This window comes from Pseudomonas sp. TS_SC_3, from assembly GCF_056156225.1.
Genome location: NZ_CM149586.1, coordinates 2,323,439 through 2,339,611 on the forward strand (window position 1 = coordinate 2,323,439; position 16,173 = coordinate 2,339,611).

The window sequence follows — 16,173 nt, forward strand, 5'->3', positions numbered from 1 at the left end:
ACGTGCCCCCACTGCTGCGCCGCAGTGCGGCTATTGATTCAGAGCCTTTAACCCGGCTTTAGCAACCCGAACATCTTCACTGCCGTGTGCGCCACCCACACCAATGCCGCCCACCACAACATCGCCCATGTAGATGGGTACGCCGCCATCCAAAATCAGTATGTTCTCATCCAAGTAGCGGATGTCCGGGGGAATGCTGCCGTCTTTAACGCCCTGGGCGATCACCGCGGTTTCTCGTTTTTGTGAGTTGGCGGTGTAGGCTTTTTTATAACTGGCGCGCAGGGTGTGAACACCGGCGCGGTGGTCTCTCAGTACCGCCAAGGTTTGCCCGGAGCGATCCACTACCGTGATGGACACGGCGAGTTGATCTTTTTGTGCTTCGAGTGAAGCGAGATTCACGATGGCTTGTGCCATTTCACCCGTCAATAACGGGGTCATAACACCACCCTTAGCGACAGAATCAAGGGAGGCGGCAGCGGGCTTGAGTTGATTTGTTGGTACGGTTTCAGCATTGACCGCCAATGACAGGGCTGACGCAGCCAATGCAGCAGCAATGAGTAGTCTCTTCATAGTTAAACCTTAAAATTGATTAACGATCGATGCGCCCGCAAAGCCCCTGTGGGGCGGCATGCACCGTGTGGTATTAAAAGCAGAAGCGTTACTTTACCGAATACACCTCAACATTGCCCTGCACCGGGCATGTGACCTCTGCGCAGCCACGCTCGCCATGCGTTATGAGCGACCCTGAGCCGCCGCACGCCCCAACACGCACAGTGCGGTACATCATTGCCCTGGCGGCGCAATTGAGTCAGGGGTCAGTGGCTACAAATCGTGCACGGCAGGGCGCAGCATCGATCACATGCATGCTCACGCAGCAGCCCATGTATTGGGGCGATTAGGTATCGCTAGGCGAGCAGACAAAGCCGAGGGCATGCATCCGCCATGGTGCAAAGGCTGCCAGGCAGAGCTGGAGCTAATCAGGGGTGATGGCGATTGATCGCGGGGATGGGTGACGCCGGGCGTTAAGGGTGGCGTGTCCACGTAGGGGGTGGGCACGCTCAAATACCTGAGGGGCGCAGCAGGCTTGTATCCAGTTAGCGCCCTTGCGGCGTCAACTACCGCTCTGCGCGGTTAAGGCCCCTCTCACAACAAGTGCGTGTGACGCTTACTTCTTTTTGTCTTTGCCTACTTCGTGGCCAATCACACCGCCCACCGCCGCACCGACACCTGTGCACAACACACCGCCGCATAGCAAGTTACCGGCAACGCCGCCCACCACTGCACCACCGGCTGTGGTCTTGTCTTGGTGCGACATATTCGAACAGCCACTCACACCCAGAGTGGCGAACAGAAGACCGGTGAACAGCAGTTTAGAAATACCCATGTGCGTGACTCCAATGCGACGCCTTATGAAATGCTCTGGCGAATTGCCCGATTTCATAGAGGACGAAGAGCCATTGTGTGCTTATTGTGGGCCGGCGTCCGAGTTATATCGCCTGCCGGGCAAATTGCCTCAAATAAACCGCCCAGCGCGGCGCCTGAACGCGTTATCACCCGCATCGCTTGCGCGGTTGAAGCGCCGGCCGCACACCGCAAAGCGGCTTGGTTATACGCAGCGCGCGAGCTATATAAAGCGGCCCATGTGCGCTGTTGATTGCCGCACTAAATCTTCACGCAGGCAAATAGCGCATTCCCTGAAAGCCCCTCCCACGGGATGAGCTTTTGGTAATCATGCTCCAGCACATGCACTTCAAAATAGGGCTGCAACAGCGCCTGCAACTCAGCAAAACTCAGCGCAACCATGGGGTGTTCGTCGTGCCACACCTCGGTGTGCGCAGCCGTTGATTTCTCGATCCGGAGCTTCAACAACTGCTGTTCACCCGCGCCGGCGTAGTGCCAACCAGAACTGAAGGTGAACAGGCTGTCGTTATGCTGCACGTTGTGGGCAACAGATAAACGGTTGTCGATTTTGCCCTTATCGACTGCGTTAAAGCAGAACAGGCCATTGGCATCGAGCGCTGCATGCACACTGGCGATACAGGCTTTTAGCCGTTCAAGGCCGGCGCTGTAATGGATGGAATAAAGAAAGCAGGTAATCAGATCCTGCGGCTCAGCCACGCTGAAGCTGCACATATCCTGCCGGGTAAACCGCGCTTGCGGGCAGCGAATGGCGGCCTTGTCCAGCATGGGCTGATTGATATCCAAGCCGCTGCTGGTATAGCCGGCATCGATAAAATGGCGCACATGCAGCCCGGTGCCACAGGCCAGATCCAGATGACGGCGGCCGGCGTTACCAAACAGCTGCTGCAGCCTGTGGATACAGTGGCTTTGCGCCCGGTAGTCGATGTCGGCGCACATCAGATCGTAATAATCAGACAGGTCGGTGTAGAGGGCATTAACGGACATAGTGACCTGATAAGTGGCGAGCGGCTTTTGCAGGGCGCGCATCATAGCCCAAGCCTGATCACCTTCGTTTAGATCCCGCGCACTTGCCGTGGTTAGGATCAACCCCACAGGCGGTACAATGCCGCCCACACCAGCGCATTCGCGCGCACCCCGGAGCCAGACTGACGATGTTCACCCTTGTACACCTGGACACCCCGCCACCCGAGTCACTGAAGAGCCAGGTGCTGCAGATGGTAGTGGACTACCTCAGCGACATCAGCCCGGTGTCGTTAACGCCCAGTAATCCGCTGTATCAGCTGTACCAATACGTGATCGGTTACGAAATGCACCTGTACCTGCAGGCGATGGACAGCACGCTTAATAACCGTGCGCGGCTGATTTTGGCCCTGGATGATCAAGACCCGTCCCAGGTGCTGGGTTTTGCCCTGTACCTGCCCGCCGAGGATGACCCCGCCGCCTGCACCCTGGCGTATATGGCCGTGCACGCCAGCCATCGTCGCCACGGCATAGCCCGCGCCATGCTGCACCACATGATCAGTCGCCACCCACATTCCGAGTTGGCTTGCGTGGCCGGTAAAGTGCCCACCTTCGAGGCCATGGGTTTTCAGCTGCTGGCGGCACACGGCCCGCAAGTGCTGATGAGTACCCGTGCCTATCGCTCAAACGGCATGGTGGCCGTGCAGGATGTGGCGCCCATCTTTGAGTCCCAGGAAGTGCGGCAAATCCACGCTTACTTGGTGAAGCAGCACGGCAAAAAAGCCATGAGCGACGCGGAAATACAGCGTGATCGCCAACTCGACCAGATGACCCAGCGCGCACTGGCGTTGGTACACGAACGCCGCGCCTCAGGCTCCGTGCACTGAAGCGCCCGCCACAATCTAAGCGAACCCCCATGATTACCCTGACCATTTCCGCCGCCTGCCTAATCGACGACGCCGGGCGCCTGCTGCTGGTGCGCAAGCGCAACACTCAGGCTTTTATGCTGCCCGGCGGCAAGGCCGAGCCCGGTGAAGACGCGCTAACCGCCCTCACCCGTGAACTGCAGGAAGAACTCAACCTCAGCCTGCCCGCCAACGCATTGCAACCGCTCGGCCAGTTTCGCGCGGCCGCCGCCAACGAGGCCGATACTTGGATTGACGCCAGCGTGTTCCAGGCGCGCCTGCCGCACCACGTCAGCGCCGCTGCCGAACTGGAAGAACTGCGCTGGCTCGCCCCCGGCGAGACGCCGCCAGCCACCCTGGCACCGCTGCTGCGCGAGTATGTATTGCCACTGCTATGGCCGGCAGCCCACTGAGCGCTGATCACTAGCCGTCGGCCTCCACAACGCCATTTGCGCGGCTGCTTACCTATTCGGCCGAGGAACTTCACCTCAGCAAAAAGGTCAGTTGCCGGCACAGCCAACCCGCTATAACGGTTACAACCACTGCCCAACACATGGCCGACAAGGCCCCTGCACCAAGGACTCTTTATGACCTCGCCGAAACTGCCCCTGCTGATTCTCGCCTGCGCCCTGCCATTGGCCGCCTGCGCTGCTACACCCGAAGCGCTCAAGCCTTATCCCGCGGCTGACGCCGGCTATCACCGCCATGTGATCGAGCTGCCGGCCAAGGCCAATGAGGCCGAACACAAAGTTGAACTGATCGCCGGCAAAACCCTGGAAGTGGACTGCAACCAACAGCGCCTGGCCGGCCAGTGGCAGGAGAAAACCGTCGACGGCTGGGGCTACACCTATTACGAGTTGGGCCAGGTCGGCCCGGCAATGAGCACCCTGATGGCCTGCCCTGACAACAGCCGCAAGCAGGCCTTTGTCCCGGTAAGTGGCGAGCCGCAACTGGTGCGCTACAACAGCAAGCTGCCGCTGGTGATCTATGCCCCGGCCGATGTGGAGGTGCGCTATCGCATTTGGTCTGCCGCCGCCACCGCCAGCCCAGCGCCACAGCAATAACCTCCGCGCTCAGCCCCACGTCCGCCCCTAAGCGGCTGGTGGATGGGCGCGCCCTGGGCGACGAGGTTTTTACTGCAGCCCACGGCAGCCTCTACGCCAGCGACGGCCGTACCCGTTCGGATGCCTCGCACAAGTACGGCAGCGGCGGTCTGATTCCGGGCAAGCAGTACACGCTGTCGCTGACCTGGAACGCGCCGCTGCAAGCCTTCGGTGCCCCGACGAACGAAAGGGATGGGCACTGTCAGCCTGCCCTTCCACAAGGCCAACCAGTTCCTTGGCATGAGCGCCCTGCCGGCCTTCCTCTGTGTTGGTGTGATGAAGCGCCCGGCTATTGAGGCCGATATCGCCCGTTATCAGCAGCACCTGCCGCAGGTTTTGAGTTAACGCCGCAGGGGCAGACAGACCGCAGGGCAACAGGCTTACGGCGCGCCAAACATGGCCGTCCAGTAAATGCCTGCATCACTTTTCGGGTCGTTGGCGTAAGCGGCGCCCACTTCGCTGAAGTGCGGGCTCATCAAGTTGGAGCAATGGCCAGGGCTGGCCAGCCAGCCGTCGACAACCTTGCGGGTGGTGTCCAACCCCGCTGCAATATTTTCACCAATGCGCTGGCCGCTGTAGCCGGCCAGTTCTGCGCGGTCGCCAGGGGTACGGCCGTCAGGGTCCTGGTGATCGAAGAAATTACCGTTGGCCATGGCACGGCTGTGGGCTTCGGCCGTGCTACCCAGCGTGGCGTTCCATGCCAGCGGCGCGGCGGCGGCAAACGACTGGCTGCCGCATTGGCGTGCTTGGCGGCGCGCGACGTTTAGGTGTTCGAGCATTTTTTGCCCTTCCGTTTGCCAATCGCCCAGGCGGGCCGTCAGTAACGGTCGCGCCAGCACAATACGCCACTCGCGGCCCTGCTGATTAACGCCGATATCGACAAACTGTGGGTCGAGCAGAATCGTGCAGAAGCTCTCTTGCAGCACCTGCAGCGCAGCCGCAGGATCACGCGGGCCAGACAGGCTAATTGCCTGCACATTGACCATTGGGTAGCCCGCCGCGCTCATGGCCTGCTGTAAATCGCCTGCACGCCCGACTGGCTGCACCAGGCGCGGATCAGCCGTCAGTGGCGGCAATTCAGCAGAAGCCTGGTCGCCACAGCGCTGTACCTCACTGCGGTAGCCGTTGATCAACTCGACCAACTGAGCCTGTTCAGCGGCCTGCGCGCCCATGGCACACAACAGCCCCAGCGCCGGGGCGAACGCCCGCATCATCAACCTGCTACCCATAAAACCCCTCAACCTGAAAATACCTACACGACGCGCCACACCTGCGGCCCAGTGATCTTGGCGCACCTGGCACCTGGAAACCAGCCCAATACACAGGCAGCGCAATAGGCATATTCAGCGGCGCGGTTTAGACATAGATGCTGACGCCGCCGCGGGCCTGCAGCCAGTCGCGGTAGGTGGTCAGTGATTCAGTCTGTTGTTCGCCGTTATAACCTACAAAGCTGTCGCTTTTGTCGAGGCCAGCGTCGAGCAATTTGTCGATCTGCACGAGCAGCTTGGCCGCGTCATCGCGGTCCAGATCGGCCACATCGGGCAGGGCAATGCGCGGATTATCGCGGGGCGGTTGCTCGGTCACTGGGCGAAAGCGGTCACTGGCAATCGCATTGCTCGCCGCGCTGCTGTCGGCATTCATCGCCCGTAACAGGCCACCCCGACTGTTGGCCACCATACCGTTGGCAAAACGGCGAATCTCCGCAAGCGGGTCAGTCGTTTCAGTGCGGGGTGGTTCAGCCGGGCTGCTGCCGGTGGTCGCCGTGGTGGTCTTGGGCGTGTTGGCAACGTAACTCGCCAGCGGCGAGTTGTTGGAGATACTGGTCATGGCGAATCCCTGCAAATGTCAGCTGGCGGGGATTTCTGCAGAATATGGGCCAACCGCCTACAAACCAATAAAACCGCGGGTTCGTAACCCCTCTGTCAGGACGATAAAGCCATTCCGCGGCCGCACGTGGCAGGCGCTTGCCGCTTGCCGCTTGCCGCTTGCCGCTTGCCGGCAGCATCAGCGTGCTGCAAAAGCAACAACGCCCCAGCAGAAACCTGCGGGGGCGCGAGAAAGGAGTGAGTGAGCAGCCGGCTTAGCCGACGGCTCGGAAACTGTTAGATGGCGCGCAGCTGTTCCTCGGCGAGGAAGTCCTCTTCCAGCAATGCGTCGCGGCCAGGAGTATCACCTGCGTCATCGGCCTGCAGTGGGGTTGCGCGCTTGCTGCGCAGCTTGCCAAATTGATGTTCAAGGGCGTGGTGCATCTTCTCGATGGCGCCGTCGATGGACTGCTCAAGGGATTCAGACTTATGGGTAACAGAGAGCGGCTGCAGGCCTTTTGGCCGGGCTTCAATCTGGCAGCGCTTGTCATGCGCACCGGCTTTGGCACCGTTGTCGTCATGCAGGTGAACAACAATACGGGTTAATTCATCATCGAAGCGCTCAAGCTTGCTGGCGACGCTGTCGCTTACCCACTCAACCAACCGGGCACTGCCTTCGATGTGGTTATCGCTGTGAACTTGGATTTGCATAAAGCTTTCCTTCTTCAACCGTTCGCGAATGCGTTGCCTACCAAGGCAACAACTCCAGCCTACGCCATTGAGCCCCCCTTTAGGCAAGCCCTAAGACCTTGGTATTAAGCACTTTTTTCTTCCAGCACGGCCCTGAAGTGGCTGTAACCCTTGCCTCCTGTGCGCTACAGCCATGGCGCTGCAAATCAAACAAAGTTTGTCCGCTTGCTGATTGGCAGCGCAGCTGACTGAGCGCTAGCGCACTAACTCTTGAGCCGATAACCGGTTTTGAAGATCACCCCCACCGCCAAAATACACAGCAGCAGAAAGCCAAGAATCATCACCAAGCTCAAGCCGACATTCACGTCCGAAACCCCGTAGAAGCTCCAGCGGAAGGCACTGATCAGGTACACCACCGGGTTGAACAAGGTCACGGTTTGCCAGGTGGGCGGCAGCATGCTGATGGAGTAAAACGCGCCGCCAAGGAAGGTCAACGGGGTAACGATCAACGCCGGCACGATCTGCAGTTTTTCCCAGCCGTCAGCCCACACGCCGATGATGAAACCGAACAGGCTGAAGGTCAGCGCAGTGAGCACCAGAAACGTCAGCATCCACAGCGGATGAAGAATCTCGAAATCGACAAACAGCCGCGCGGTGATCAGGATCACCAAACCGAGGATGATCGATTTAGTCGCTGCCGCGCCGACATAGCCGATGAGGATTTCCAGGTAAGACACCGGTGCCGACAGCAGCTCGTAAATACTCCCCGAATACTTGGGCATGTAGATGCCAAACGAGGCATTGGAAATGCTCTCAGTGAGCAGCGCCAGCATGATCAGCCCCGGCACGATAAACGCGCCGTAACTGACGCCCTGCACCTGGGTCATGCTCGACCCGATGGCCGAACCGAACACCACGAAATACAGCGAGGTGCTGATTACGGGCGTGGCAATACTCTGCAACAGCGTGCGCCAGGTGCGCGCCAGTTCGAACAGGTAGATGGCACGGATTGCGTAGAAATTCATGCGCGCGACTCCTGAACGAGGCTGACGAAAATATCTTCCAGGGAACTCTGGCTCGACTGCAGGTCTTTGAAGTCGATGCCGTGCTGGGCCAGGTCCTTGAGCAGCTCGGCAATGCCGGTGTGCTCGCTTTGCGCATCGAAGGTAAACACTAGGGCGTGGCCGTCATCCGCCAGTTCCAACGCGTAGCGCGTCAGCTCTGCAGGGATGCTCGCCAGCGGTTGCTGCAGTTGCAGGGTCAGTTGTTTCTTGCCGAGTTTGTGCATCAGCACCTGCTTGTCTTCGACCAGAATGATCTGGCCTTTGCTGATCACCCCAATGCGGTCGGCCATTTCCTCGGCCTCTTCGATGTAGTGGGTGGTGAGGATGATGGTCACCCCGCGCTCGCGCAGGCCCCGCACCATGTTCCACATATCGCGGCGCAGCTCGACGTCGACGCCGGCGGTGGGCTCATCGAGAAACAAAATCTGTGGCTCGTGGCTCAGTGCTTTGGCGATCATCACCCGGCGCTTCATGCCGCCGGACAACTCGAAAATCTTCGCGTCACGCTTGTCCCACAGCGACAGGTCCTTGAGCAGTTGCTCCAGATAGGCCGGATTGGGCTTCTTGCCGAACAGGCCGCGACTGAATTTCACCGTCGCCCAGACGGTTTCAAACACATCGCTGACCAGCTCCTGCGGCACCAGACCGATCTGCGAACGGGCGGCGCGATAATCTTTGATGATGTCCTTGCCGCCCACCAGCACACGCCCGCCCCCCGGGTTGACGATGCCGCAGATGATGCTGATCAGGGTGGTTTTGCCCGCACCGTTGGGGCCGAGCAGCGCAAAGATCTCGCCCTGACGAATATCCAGATCAATGCTCTGCAGCGCCGGATGCCCACTGGCGTAGGTCTTGCTCAACTGTTGAATCGAGATCACCGCTTGCACAGGGTCGCCTCTCTGGGGAAATGCGCAATTGTAGGGAAGTTGCGCCTGCTTGCGCAGGTTTGGTGGGCTTAATCGCACGCCCTGACGGCAGGTCAATCGCGCCCCAGCGTTGAGCTAGAGCGGATACGGCTGCTAGGCTGGCCGCTGCTTTTATCCAGACAAGGAATACAACATGACGCTTCGTCACTCACTTGCCAGCCTTAGCGTGCTCGCCCTGCTGGCCGGTTGCAGTTCGCCGCAGCCGGCGCAAAACGCCGCTGAAATCACGGGTAACTGCACTGTCGACAACCTGCAGAACATGCTCGGCCAAGACGCCAGCGTCGAGCGCATTGAGCTGCTCCAACTCAAGGCCAACGCTAAATTTGTCCGGGTACTCGCCCCCGGCGACGCCGTTACATTGGACTACAACCTGCAACGCCTGAATATTCATATCGATGAAAGCGAAACCATCACCCGTTTGACCTGCGGCTAAGAACCCGCCCACGATCTGCGCCGTTAAAAACAGGCTTTCGCCGCTGAGCGGGCGCACTGCCTCTGCGGGCTCTCGGTTAACTAAGCTCGCCAGACCGGGCATACTGGCGCACCTGTAACCCCGTCTGGCCGCCCTTCTTCATGCGTATTCACGTCACCTTTATCGACCGCGTTGGTATCACCCAAGAGGTGTTGGCCCTGCTCGGTGGGCGCAATCTCAACCTGGATGCGGTGGAGATGGTGCCGCCGAACGTCTACATCGACGCGCCGACGCTAAGCCCCGAGGTGCTCGACGAGCTGCGTGAGGCGCTGTTCAAGGTGCGCGGCGTGCAGGCGGTGACCATTGTCGACATCCTTCCCGGCCAGCGCCGTCACTTGCAGCTCGACGCCCTGCTCGCTGCCATGACCGACCCCGTATTAGCGGTCGACAGCCAAGGCCGCGTGCTGCTGGCTAACCCGGCGCTGCTTGAACTGTGCGGCGAACCACCGGAAGGGCTGGGCATCGGTGAGTTGTTCGCGGATGACCCATTGCAGGCAGCGCTGCTTGAGCACGGCTTTCGCCTGCCCATGCGTGAGATCACGCTCAAGGGCCATGCCCTGCTGCTGGATGCACAGCCGATTACCGAAAGCGTTGACGGCGGTGCCCGGCATTTGGCCGGCGGCCTGCTCAGCCTTTATGCGCCAAGCCGCATCGGCGAACGCCTGGCGGCGCTGCACCATGACCATGCTGAGGGGTTTGACTCGCTGCTGGGCGACTCTACGCCCATCCGCAACCTGAAAACCCGCGCCCAGCGCGTCGCCACCCTCGATGCGCCGCTGCTGATTCAGGGCGAAACCGGCACCGGCAAGGAGCTGGTCGCGCGTGCTTGCCATGCCATCAGTACGCGGCGCAACGCGCCGTTTCTCGCGCTTAACTGTGCGGCATTGCCGGAGAACCTCGCCGAAAGCGAGCTGTTCGGTTATGCCCCCGGCGCCTTTACTGGCGCCCAGCGCGGCGGCAAGCCGGGGCTGCTGGAGCTGGCCAACCAAGGCACGGTATTTCTCGATGAAATCGGCGAAATGTCGCCCTATTTACAGGCCAAGCTGCTGCGTTTTTTGAGCGACGGTACCTTCCGCCGGGTGGGCGGTGAGCGCGAGATCAAGGTCAATGTGCGCATTCTCAGCGCTACCCACCGTGATCTGGAAAAAATGGTCGGCGAAGGCGCGTTCCGTGAAGACCTGTTCTACCGCCTCAATGTACTCAACCTGGAAGTGCCGCCCCTGCGTGAACGCGGTCAGGACATCCTGCTGCTGGCGCGGCATTTTATGCAGCACGCCTGCGCGCAGATTCAGCGCTTGCCCTGCCGGCTGACGCCGGACACCTACCCGGCACTGCTCAGCAACCGCTGGCCAGGCAATGTGAGGCAACTGCAGAACGTGATTTTCCGCGCAGCGGCCATTTGCGAGAGCAATCTGGTGCAGGTTGATGACCTCGACATCGCCAGCACCGCCATCGCCGCGCCGCAAGCCGAGGGCGAAGTCAGCAGCCTGGAGGATGCCGTGGGCGCGTTTGAGAAGGCCTTGCTGAGCAAACTCTACCCCAGCCATCCCTCAACCCGGCAGCTGGCAGCGCGCCTGCACACCTCGCACAGCGCCATCGCCATGCGCCTGCGTAAATATGGAATTCCGGGCAAGACCTGAGGATTCACGCGAAGGGGCGCCTTGGTAGCCCGGATTTCAGCCGGGCTGCGCGGCTACGCCAGTAGAAGGCGAACACACTTTTGGCATGTCCGCCGTGCAACGGGAACCGCGCGACAGCACCGTCAGATCGCGAACTTCTGCAGGTTGGCCATCATCTCTTTCATCGCTTCGATATTGTCCTTCGGGTGGGCGGCGCCTTCGAAGTCGCAAATCTGGGCGAAGTTGGCCGCCACGTCTTCCGGGCTGTAGCCTTCGCGCGGATCAAAACCAACGCCCAGGCTGCGCTCCCAACGCACTTTGCCCATCCAGCCGCCGCCGACTTCAAACAGGCCGGACGTTTCTTCGCAGGCGCTGCTCGCCAGGAACACCACCAGCGGGCTGACCAACTCGGGCTTGAGCTGCTCGAACACCTGCGGCGGAATCAGCCCTTCAGTCATGCGCGTACCGCCCGTGGGGGCGATGGCGTTGACTAGGATGTTGTTCTTGCGCCCTTCAATGGCCAAGGTGCGGGTCATGCCGTACAGGCCGAGCTTGGCCATACCGTAGTTGGACTGACCAAAGTTGCCGTAGATACCCGAGGTGGAGGCCGTGAAAATCACCCGGCCATAACCTTGTTCGCGCATGTGCGGCCAGGCGGCATGAGTGACCTTGTAGGCGCCCTCAACGTGAACTTTGTAAACCAGGTCCCAGTCGGCGTCGTCCATCTTGATAAACGATTTATCGCGCAGGATGCCGGCATTGTTCACCACCACATCGATACGGCCGAAGGTATCCAGCGCGCACTGTACGATCTTCTCGCCATCGGTCACAGAGTCATGGTTGGCCACTGCGGTGCCGCCGGCTGCACGGATTTCTTCAACCACTTTGTCGGCGGCCGACGCGTTGGCACCTTCGCCGTGGGTGCTGCCGCCCAAATCGTTAACTACCACCTTGGCGCCATGCTTGGCAAACAGCAGCGCATGGGCGCGGCCCAGGCCACCACCGGCACCCGTGACAATTACAACCTGATCTTGAAAACCAATGGCGTCGCTCATGCAGCATTCCTCGGCAGATTAACAATGCACGCGAGTGTCCAGCAGATGCCCTTTAGTCACAATAGAGACGGACGGCGCTGAATGGTGCGTGATAAAGCAGCGGGATAGTCAGGTCCATGCAGCGCCCGCATGCATTGGTCCTTCACCGACGCCCTACGGCTGCGGCGCGCTGGCCGGCGAGGGGCCAAGCGCTTGCCGAAAAGCCAGGTAATGCTGCAACACTTGCTCGGGCGCCTCGGTCTGTGGGTAGTGACCAATACCGGCGAGCAACACCGTGTCGGCATTGGCGATCAATTCGCGGTAACGCGCAACCATGTGCGCGCCGGAAATGGGATCGGCCGCGCCATCAATCACCCGCAGGGCCACTGCGCTTTTCTGCATCGCCGTCACCCAGCGTTCACGCTGCACACGGCGCTCAGGCATGTAGCGAATCAGCCGGTGCATCACGCCTGGGCCATCGTTTTCGGCGATCAGGCTCCAAAAGTCATCCAGTTCGCTTGCGCTCGGTTGAGTCTGCGGGCCGAAAACCTTGGCAAAACTGGCCGCCAGTTTCTTGCGGCTGAACAGCCGGCCGATCAGCGCACCGATCGGGCTGAGCAAAAGCGTCTGCACCAGCACAGGACGATGGGTTTCAGGGAACAGGCCGCCATTGAGAAACACACAACTGGCCAGCTGAATGCGCTGCTCGTGATGCCGCGCCAATAACTCCTGAGCCACGCTGTCGCCATAGTCATGAGCCAGCACATGCACCGGCGTGTTGATGCGCAGATGCTCAAGCAGCGCCTGCTGCAGATCTGCTTGCTCCAGCAGGCTGTAGGTATGCCGGCGCGGCTTGGCCGAACCACCGAAGCCCAGCATGTCGCACGCGATCACGCGATAGCGCGCCGCCAAAGGCGCCCACAGGTAATGCCAATCCCAGCTGGCGGTGGGGAAACCATGAATCAACAACAATGGCTCAGCGCGCTCATCGCCCGCCACCCAATAGCGTATGTCCTGGCCTTGGAAGGTAAAGCCCAGGCCCTGAGCGCGCCAATCCGCCAAGGCGATGCCGGGTAAGGCACTCACGCGTCATACCCTGGCATTTGCTGGTCCAGTTTGCGCAACAATGCCGGCCAAGCCAGCGAGCCGCCCATGCCCTGCGCGCTTTTCATCACGCCCGCCACCATGGCCTTGGCGCCATCGAGAATCTGCTGCGGGATATGAATCAGCTCAGCCCCGCCACCTTGCGCCATCACTTGAATCTCACAGGCACGTTGCAAGGTGAACATCATCAGAAAGGTGTCGGCGATGCTGCTGGAGGCGGTAAGCAGGCCGTGGTTGGGCAGAATCATAAAATTCTTATCCGCCAAATCAGCCTGCAAACGGGCTTTCTCATCATGATTCAGCGCCACCCCTTCATAGCCGTGATAGGCCAGGCTGGAGAGCACAAATAAGGACTGTTGCGACAACGGCAGTAACCCCTGCTTTTGCGCCGAGACCGCAATCCCGGCCGGGGTGTGGATGTGCAGCACGCAGGCCACATCATGCCGCACCTCATGCACAGCACTGTGAATGGTGTAACCAGCGGGGTTGATGTCAAAGGGGCTGTCCATCAGCTTGTTGCCGGCGAGGTCGATCTTTACCAGGCTGGACGCGGTGATTTCATGAAACATCAAACCGAAGGGGTTGATCAGGAACTCATCGGTGCCGGGGATCTTCGCCGAAATATGGGTGAAGATCAGATCGTCCCAGCCATGCATGGCGATCAGCCGGTAGCAGGCGGCAAGATCGGTTCGGGTTTGCCATTCAGCGGCAGACACCTGTGTTTTGACGTTAAAGGCAGGCAGTGCGTGGGCAACAGTCATGGCGAACACCTCGGCAGTTCTTATTAGACGTGCCAAGCAGTCTAGCGAGGGCGACGCTAAAGGTGAGTCGCCCTTGCGGCCAGCGAGGTGGCTTTACGGCTCAGCCGCCTCAAAAACACTCGGGATGCAGCTGGCGCAACAGCGGCCATTCCACTTGGGCCTGAGCGTCATCCGCGAGCAGGCAGAAACCGGCGAAGTCAAAGCCTGGGGCCACGGTGCAGCCGACCAAGGTGAAGTCGCCTAAGCTGCGCGCACTTTGCCAAGCGTGAGCCAGCACCGCGCGTTGTGGCAATTGCTCAGCTGCCACGGGCCCCAGGCGCTCACGGCGAATGGCATCAGGCTGTTCGGCGATGAGTAATTCTAGGGGGGCACCTTCATAGAAATGCCACAGCTCGTCGGCATCCACCCGATGCCAGCGGCTGACCACACCTGCCGGTAACAAAAAGACAATCGCCGTACTGCACGCACGGCCGGCGGCAGATTGCTGAGGCGACTCAAACAGGCGGCGGTAGTAGCCGCCCTCCGGGTGTGCCTGCAAGTGCAGCGCCTCAATCAACGCCTGCGCACGCGGGTGCATCAGTCTTGCAACGCCGCAATAAAGTCAGCCAACCAAGGCTCGGCGTCGCTTTCCGGTGTCACGCTTTCGCTGCTGTCCAGGCGCAACATCGGCTGCACCTCACGAACACCCAATTCAGCATACAACTCGCGCAGTAATTCGCCGCCGCCACAGAACGTATCGCCATAACTGGCATCGCCCAGGGCAATCACCCCGCCCGGCAAGCCGCTCCATGCCGGTAAATGATCACGAATGGCGTAATAAAGTGGCTGCAGGTTATCCGGCAGCTCGCCCATGCCGGTGGTCGAGGTCACCGTAAGAAAAGCCTCGGGTGCGAAGGCCTGAATATCGGCCAACGTGGCGCGCGAGTTGTGCCAGGCCTCATGGCCGGCGGCGTTTAACAGGCGCTCGGCGTGGCGGGCAACTTCCTCGGCGGTGCCATACACCGAGCCGGACAGGATGGCAATCTTCATGCAAAACTCCGAAACATACAGAACCAAGTCAACAGCCACGGCATTATGCCGCAAGTAGACAGCCCGTCCGGATGTTTTAGAATGCAGCGGACATAGACTGGGAAATCGCCTCATGATCAACGCCAAACTGCTGCAACTGGTGATCAACGCCTCGAACGACGGCATCGTGGTTGCCGAACAGGAGGGCGACGACAACATCCTGATCTATGCCAACCCGGCCTTTGAGAAGCTCACCGGCTACGCCAGCGAAGACATCCTGTACCAGGATTGCCGCTTCCTCCAGGCTGGCGACCGTGATCAGGCCGGGCTGCACGCCATCCGCGAAGCGGTCAAGGCGCACAGCCCATGCCGACAGATTATTCGCAACTACCGCAAGGACGGCAGCGTGTTCTGGAACGAGCTGTCGATCACTCCGGTGGTCAATGATGCTGACCAGCTGACCTACTACATTGGCATCCAGAAGAACGTTACCGAGCAGGTGCAAGCCCAGGAGCGAGTACTGGAGCTGGAGGCCGAGTTAGCCACACTGAAAGCCGAATTGGCGCGTTTGCAGGCGACGACCGGTAATAACTAATCTCATTTAGAGCGGTCACAAGCACTAACTAAAGCTTGATACAGACCGCTCCCATGCAAGAACAGGCACTCCTAACACAGGCAGAATTAACCTTTATCCGCCAGCTGCACCATGGCCCGGTCCAAGACCCGCGCCGCGAATCGCAGCGCCAGCCGGATATTGGCAAGCAACTCAATGAGCTGCTTGCCCACTGTGCCGTCAATGAGCCCCTGAGCCTGCACGCCCATATCGCTAACCAGCACCTGACGTTCAATTTGCACGTCAGCCAGGACCAGCAGCGCGCGCCTTACCTGCAACTCAGTGCCCCGCAGATTTTCGACGAAGGTGAAGTCAACCGCGCCTGGCGCTCGCCCCTGCTTGAGCCGTTACCACTGCACACCAAGCACGCGCAGCCCAGCGACCTGTGGATTCATCAACTGTCGATGAATGGCGCGCTGATAGAACACCGCGCCGCACGCAAAGCACCCAAGCGTTTTCATTTGATCTTGCCGGTGAATGAACAAACACCGATCGCCGTCGCCGGGGTTTTCGTGCGCAAAACCGAGGAAGGCCTGCTCGCCTACCAGTTGCACGCACTCGACGCGACAAGCGACGAGCAACTGCGCCAGTTCATCTACCAGCAACACCTGCAACAACATACCCAGCCCGAGCAAGGCCCCCATAGCAGTGGCCGCTAAGTAACCCAGCTTTAGGCCGGCAAACCGC

20 protein-coding genes and 1 pseudogene are annotated in these 16,173 nt (G+C 60.1%); 8 read left to right on the forward strand and 13 right to left on the reverse strand.

Going from position 1 to position 16,173, the window contains the following annotated elements; all coding sequences use genetic code 11:
* Positions 1–30: 30 nt before the first annotated feature.
* From AC0J6G_RS11230 to AC0J6G_RS11240, 3 genes are all read right to left on the reverse strand, one after another.
* Positions 31–570, reverse strand: a complete 540-nt coding sequence (locus AC0J6G_RS11230; protein ID WP_475247747.1) for a GlcG/HbpS family heme-binding protein — start codon at positions 568–570, stop codon at positions 31–33.
* A gap of 595 nt (positions 571–1,165) precedes the next feature.
* Positions 1,166–1,384: a glycine zipper 2TM domain-containing protein gene (locus AC0J6G_RS11235; RefSeq protein ID WP_475247748.1), complete on the reverse strand. Its 219-nt coding sequence runs from the start codon at positions 1,382–1,384 to the stop codon at positions 1,166–1,168.
* Positions 1,385–1,662: 278 nt separating this feature from the next.
* Entirely contained in the window at positions 1,663–2,406 is a 744-nt protein-coding gene (locus AC0J6G_RS11240) for a class I SAM-dependent DNA methyltransferase (RefSeq protein WP_475253697.1), read from the reverse strand.
* Between the two features lie 167 nt (positions 2,407–2,573).
* On the opposite strand from AC0J6G_RS11240, the gene AC0J6G_RS11245 reads away from it, so the two are divergent.
* From AC0J6G_RS11245 to AC0J6G_RS11260, 4 genes and pseudogenes are all read left to right on the forward strand, one after another.
* Positions 2,574–3,269, forward strand: a complete 696-nt coding sequence (locus AC0J6G_RS11245; protein WP_475247749.1) for a GNAT family N-acetyltransferase — start codon at positions 2,574–2,576, stop codon at positions 3,267–3,269.
* Between the two features lie 29 nt (positions 3,270–3,298).
* Complete coding sequence (locus AC0J6G_RS11250; RefSeq protein WP_475247750.1) at positions 3,299–3,700, forward strand: NUDIX hydrolase; 402 nt, start codon at positions 3,299–3,301, stop codon at positions 3,698–3,700.
* Between the two features lie 174 nt (positions 3,701–3,874).
* Positions 3,875–4,351, forward strand: a complete 477-nt coding sequence (gene eco, locus AC0J6G_RS11255; protein ID WP_475247752.1) for a serine protease inhibitor ecotin — start codon at positions 3,875–3,877, stop codon at positions 4,349–4,351.
* A 27-nt stretch (positions 4,352–4,378) separates the two neighbouring features.
* Positions 4,379–4,735 (forward strand): annotated as a pseudogene (locus AC0J6G_RS11260) (NAD(P)H-dependent oxidoreductase); the annotation flags it as partial.
* A gap of 35 nt (positions 4,736–4,770) precedes the next feature.
* Here the strand turns inward: AC0J6G_RS11260 and AC0J6G_RS11265 are convergent.
* The 5 genes from AC0J6G_RS11265 to AC0J6G_RS11285 all read right to left on the reverse strand — a co-directional run bounded on the left by AC0J6G_RS11265 (position 4,771) and on the right by AC0J6G_RS11285 (position 8,836).
* Positions 4,771–5,601 carry a CAP domain-containing protein gene (locus AC0J6G_RS11265; protein WP_475247754.1) on the reverse strand — a complete coding sequence of 277 codons (831 nt, stop codon included), beginning with the start codon at positions 5,599–5,601 and terminating at the stop codon, positions 4,771–4,773.
* 145 nt (positions 5,602–5,746) lie between these two features.
* Complete coding sequence (locus AC0J6G_RS11270) at positions 5,747–6,217, reverse strand: hypothetical protein (RefSeq protein WP_475247756.1); 471 nt, start codon at positions 6,215–6,217, stop codon at positions 5,747–5,749.
* Positions 6,218–6,492: 275 nt separating this feature from the next.
* Positions 6,493–6,906 carry an HPF/RaiA family ribosome-associated protein gene (locus AC0J6G_RS11275; RefSeq protein WP_475247758.1) on the reverse strand — a complete coding sequence of 138 codons (414 nt, stop codon included), beginning with the start codon at positions 6,904–6,906 and terminating at the stop codon, positions 6,493–6,495.
* Between the two features lie 242 nt (positions 6,907–7,148).
* A complete protein-coding gene (locus AC0J6G_RS11280; protein WP_475247760.1) occupies positions 7,149–7,910 on the reverse strand; it encodes an ABC transporter permease in 762 nt (253 codons plus the stop codon).
* A complete protein-coding gene (locus tag AC0J6G_RS11285; RefSeq protein ID WP_475247762.1) occupies positions 7,907–8,836 on the reverse strand; it encodes an ABC transporter ATP-binding protein in 930 nt (309 codons plus the stop codon). Before AC0J6G_RS11285 ends, AC0J6G_RS11280 begins: the two co-directional genes overlap by 4 nt.
* Positions 8,837–9,008: 172 nt before the next feature.
* Here AC0J6G_RS11285 and AC0J6G_RS11290 point away from each other — a divergent pair, with 172 nt between their 5' ends.
* On the forward strand, positions 9,009–9,308 hold the full coding sequence (locus AC0J6G_RS11290; protein ID WP_475247764.1) for an I78 family peptidase inhibitor: 300 nt from the start codon (positions 9,009–9,011) through the stop codon (positions 9,306–9,308).
* A gap of 140 nt (positions 9,309–9,448) precedes the next feature.
* A complete protein-coding gene (locus AC0J6G_RS11295; protein WP_475247766.1) occupies positions 9,449–10,987 on the forward strand; it encodes a sigma-54-dependent transcriptional regulator in 1,539 nt (512 codons plus the stop codon).
* Between the two features lie 122 nt (positions 10,988–11,109).
* Here AC0J6G_RS11295 and AC0J6G_RS11300 read toward each other — a convergent pair whose 3' ends face one another.
* The 5 genes from AC0J6G_RS11300 to AC0J6G_RS11320 form a co-directional block, all read right to left on the reverse strand.
* Positions 11,110–12,021 (reverse strand): SDR family oxidoreductase, encoded by a 912-nt coding sequence (locus AC0J6G_RS11300; protein WP_475247768.1) that lies wholly within the window; start codon positions 12,019–12,021, stop codon positions 11,110–11,112.
* Positions 12,022–12,174: 153 nt separating this feature from the next.
* Positions 12,175–13,086, reverse strand: a complete 912-nt coding sequence (locus tag AC0J6G_RS11305) for an alpha/beta fold hydrolase (protein WP_475247770.1) — start codon at positions 13,084–13,086, stop codon at positions 12,175–12,177.
* The gene (locus AC0J6G_RS11310) at positions 13,083–13,865 is read right to left on the reverse strand and encodes a class II aldolase/adducin family protein (RefSeq protein ID WP_475247772.1); all 783 of its coding nucleotides are present in this window, start codon (positions 13,863–13,865) and stop codon (positions 13,083–13,085) included. The genes AC0J6G_RS11305 and AC0J6G_RS11310 overlap by 4 nt, the downstream gene beginning before the upstream one ends.
* Before the next feature lie 109 nt (positions 13,866–13,974).
* A complete protein-coding gene (locus AC0J6G_RS11315) occupies positions 13,975–14,442 on the reverse strand; it encodes a cupin domain-containing protein (protein ID WP_475247774.1) in 468 nt (155 codons plus the stop codon).
* Positions 14,442–14,894, reverse strand: coding sequence for a flavodoxin (locus AC0J6G_RS11320; protein WP_475247776.1), 453 nt, complete (start codon positions 14,892–14,894; stop codon positions 14,442–14,444). The genes AC0J6G_RS11315 and AC0J6G_RS11320 overlap by 1 nt, the downstream gene beginning before the upstream one ends.
* A 112-nt stretch (positions 14,895–15,006) precedes the next feature.
* Between AC0J6G_RS11320 and AC0J6G_RS11325 the strand changes: the two genes are divergently transcribed.
* Together AC0J6G_RS11325 and AC0J6G_RS11330 are read left to right on the forward strand one after the other, a co-directional pair.
* Positions 15,007–15,468 carry a PAS domain-containing protein gene (locus AC0J6G_RS11325; RefSeq protein ID WP_475247777.1) on the forward strand — a complete coding sequence of 154 codons (462 nt, stop codon included), beginning with the start codon at positions 15,007–15,009 and terminating at the stop codon, positions 15,466–15,468.
* A gap of 53 nt (positions 15,469–15,521) precedes the next feature.
* Positions 15,522–16,145: a hypothetical protein gene (locus AC0J6G_RS11330; protein WP_475247778.1), complete on the forward strand. Its 624-nt coding sequence runs from the start codon at positions 15,522–15,524 to the stop codon at positions 16,143–16,145.
* Positions 16,146–16,173 lie beyond the last annotated feature (28 nt).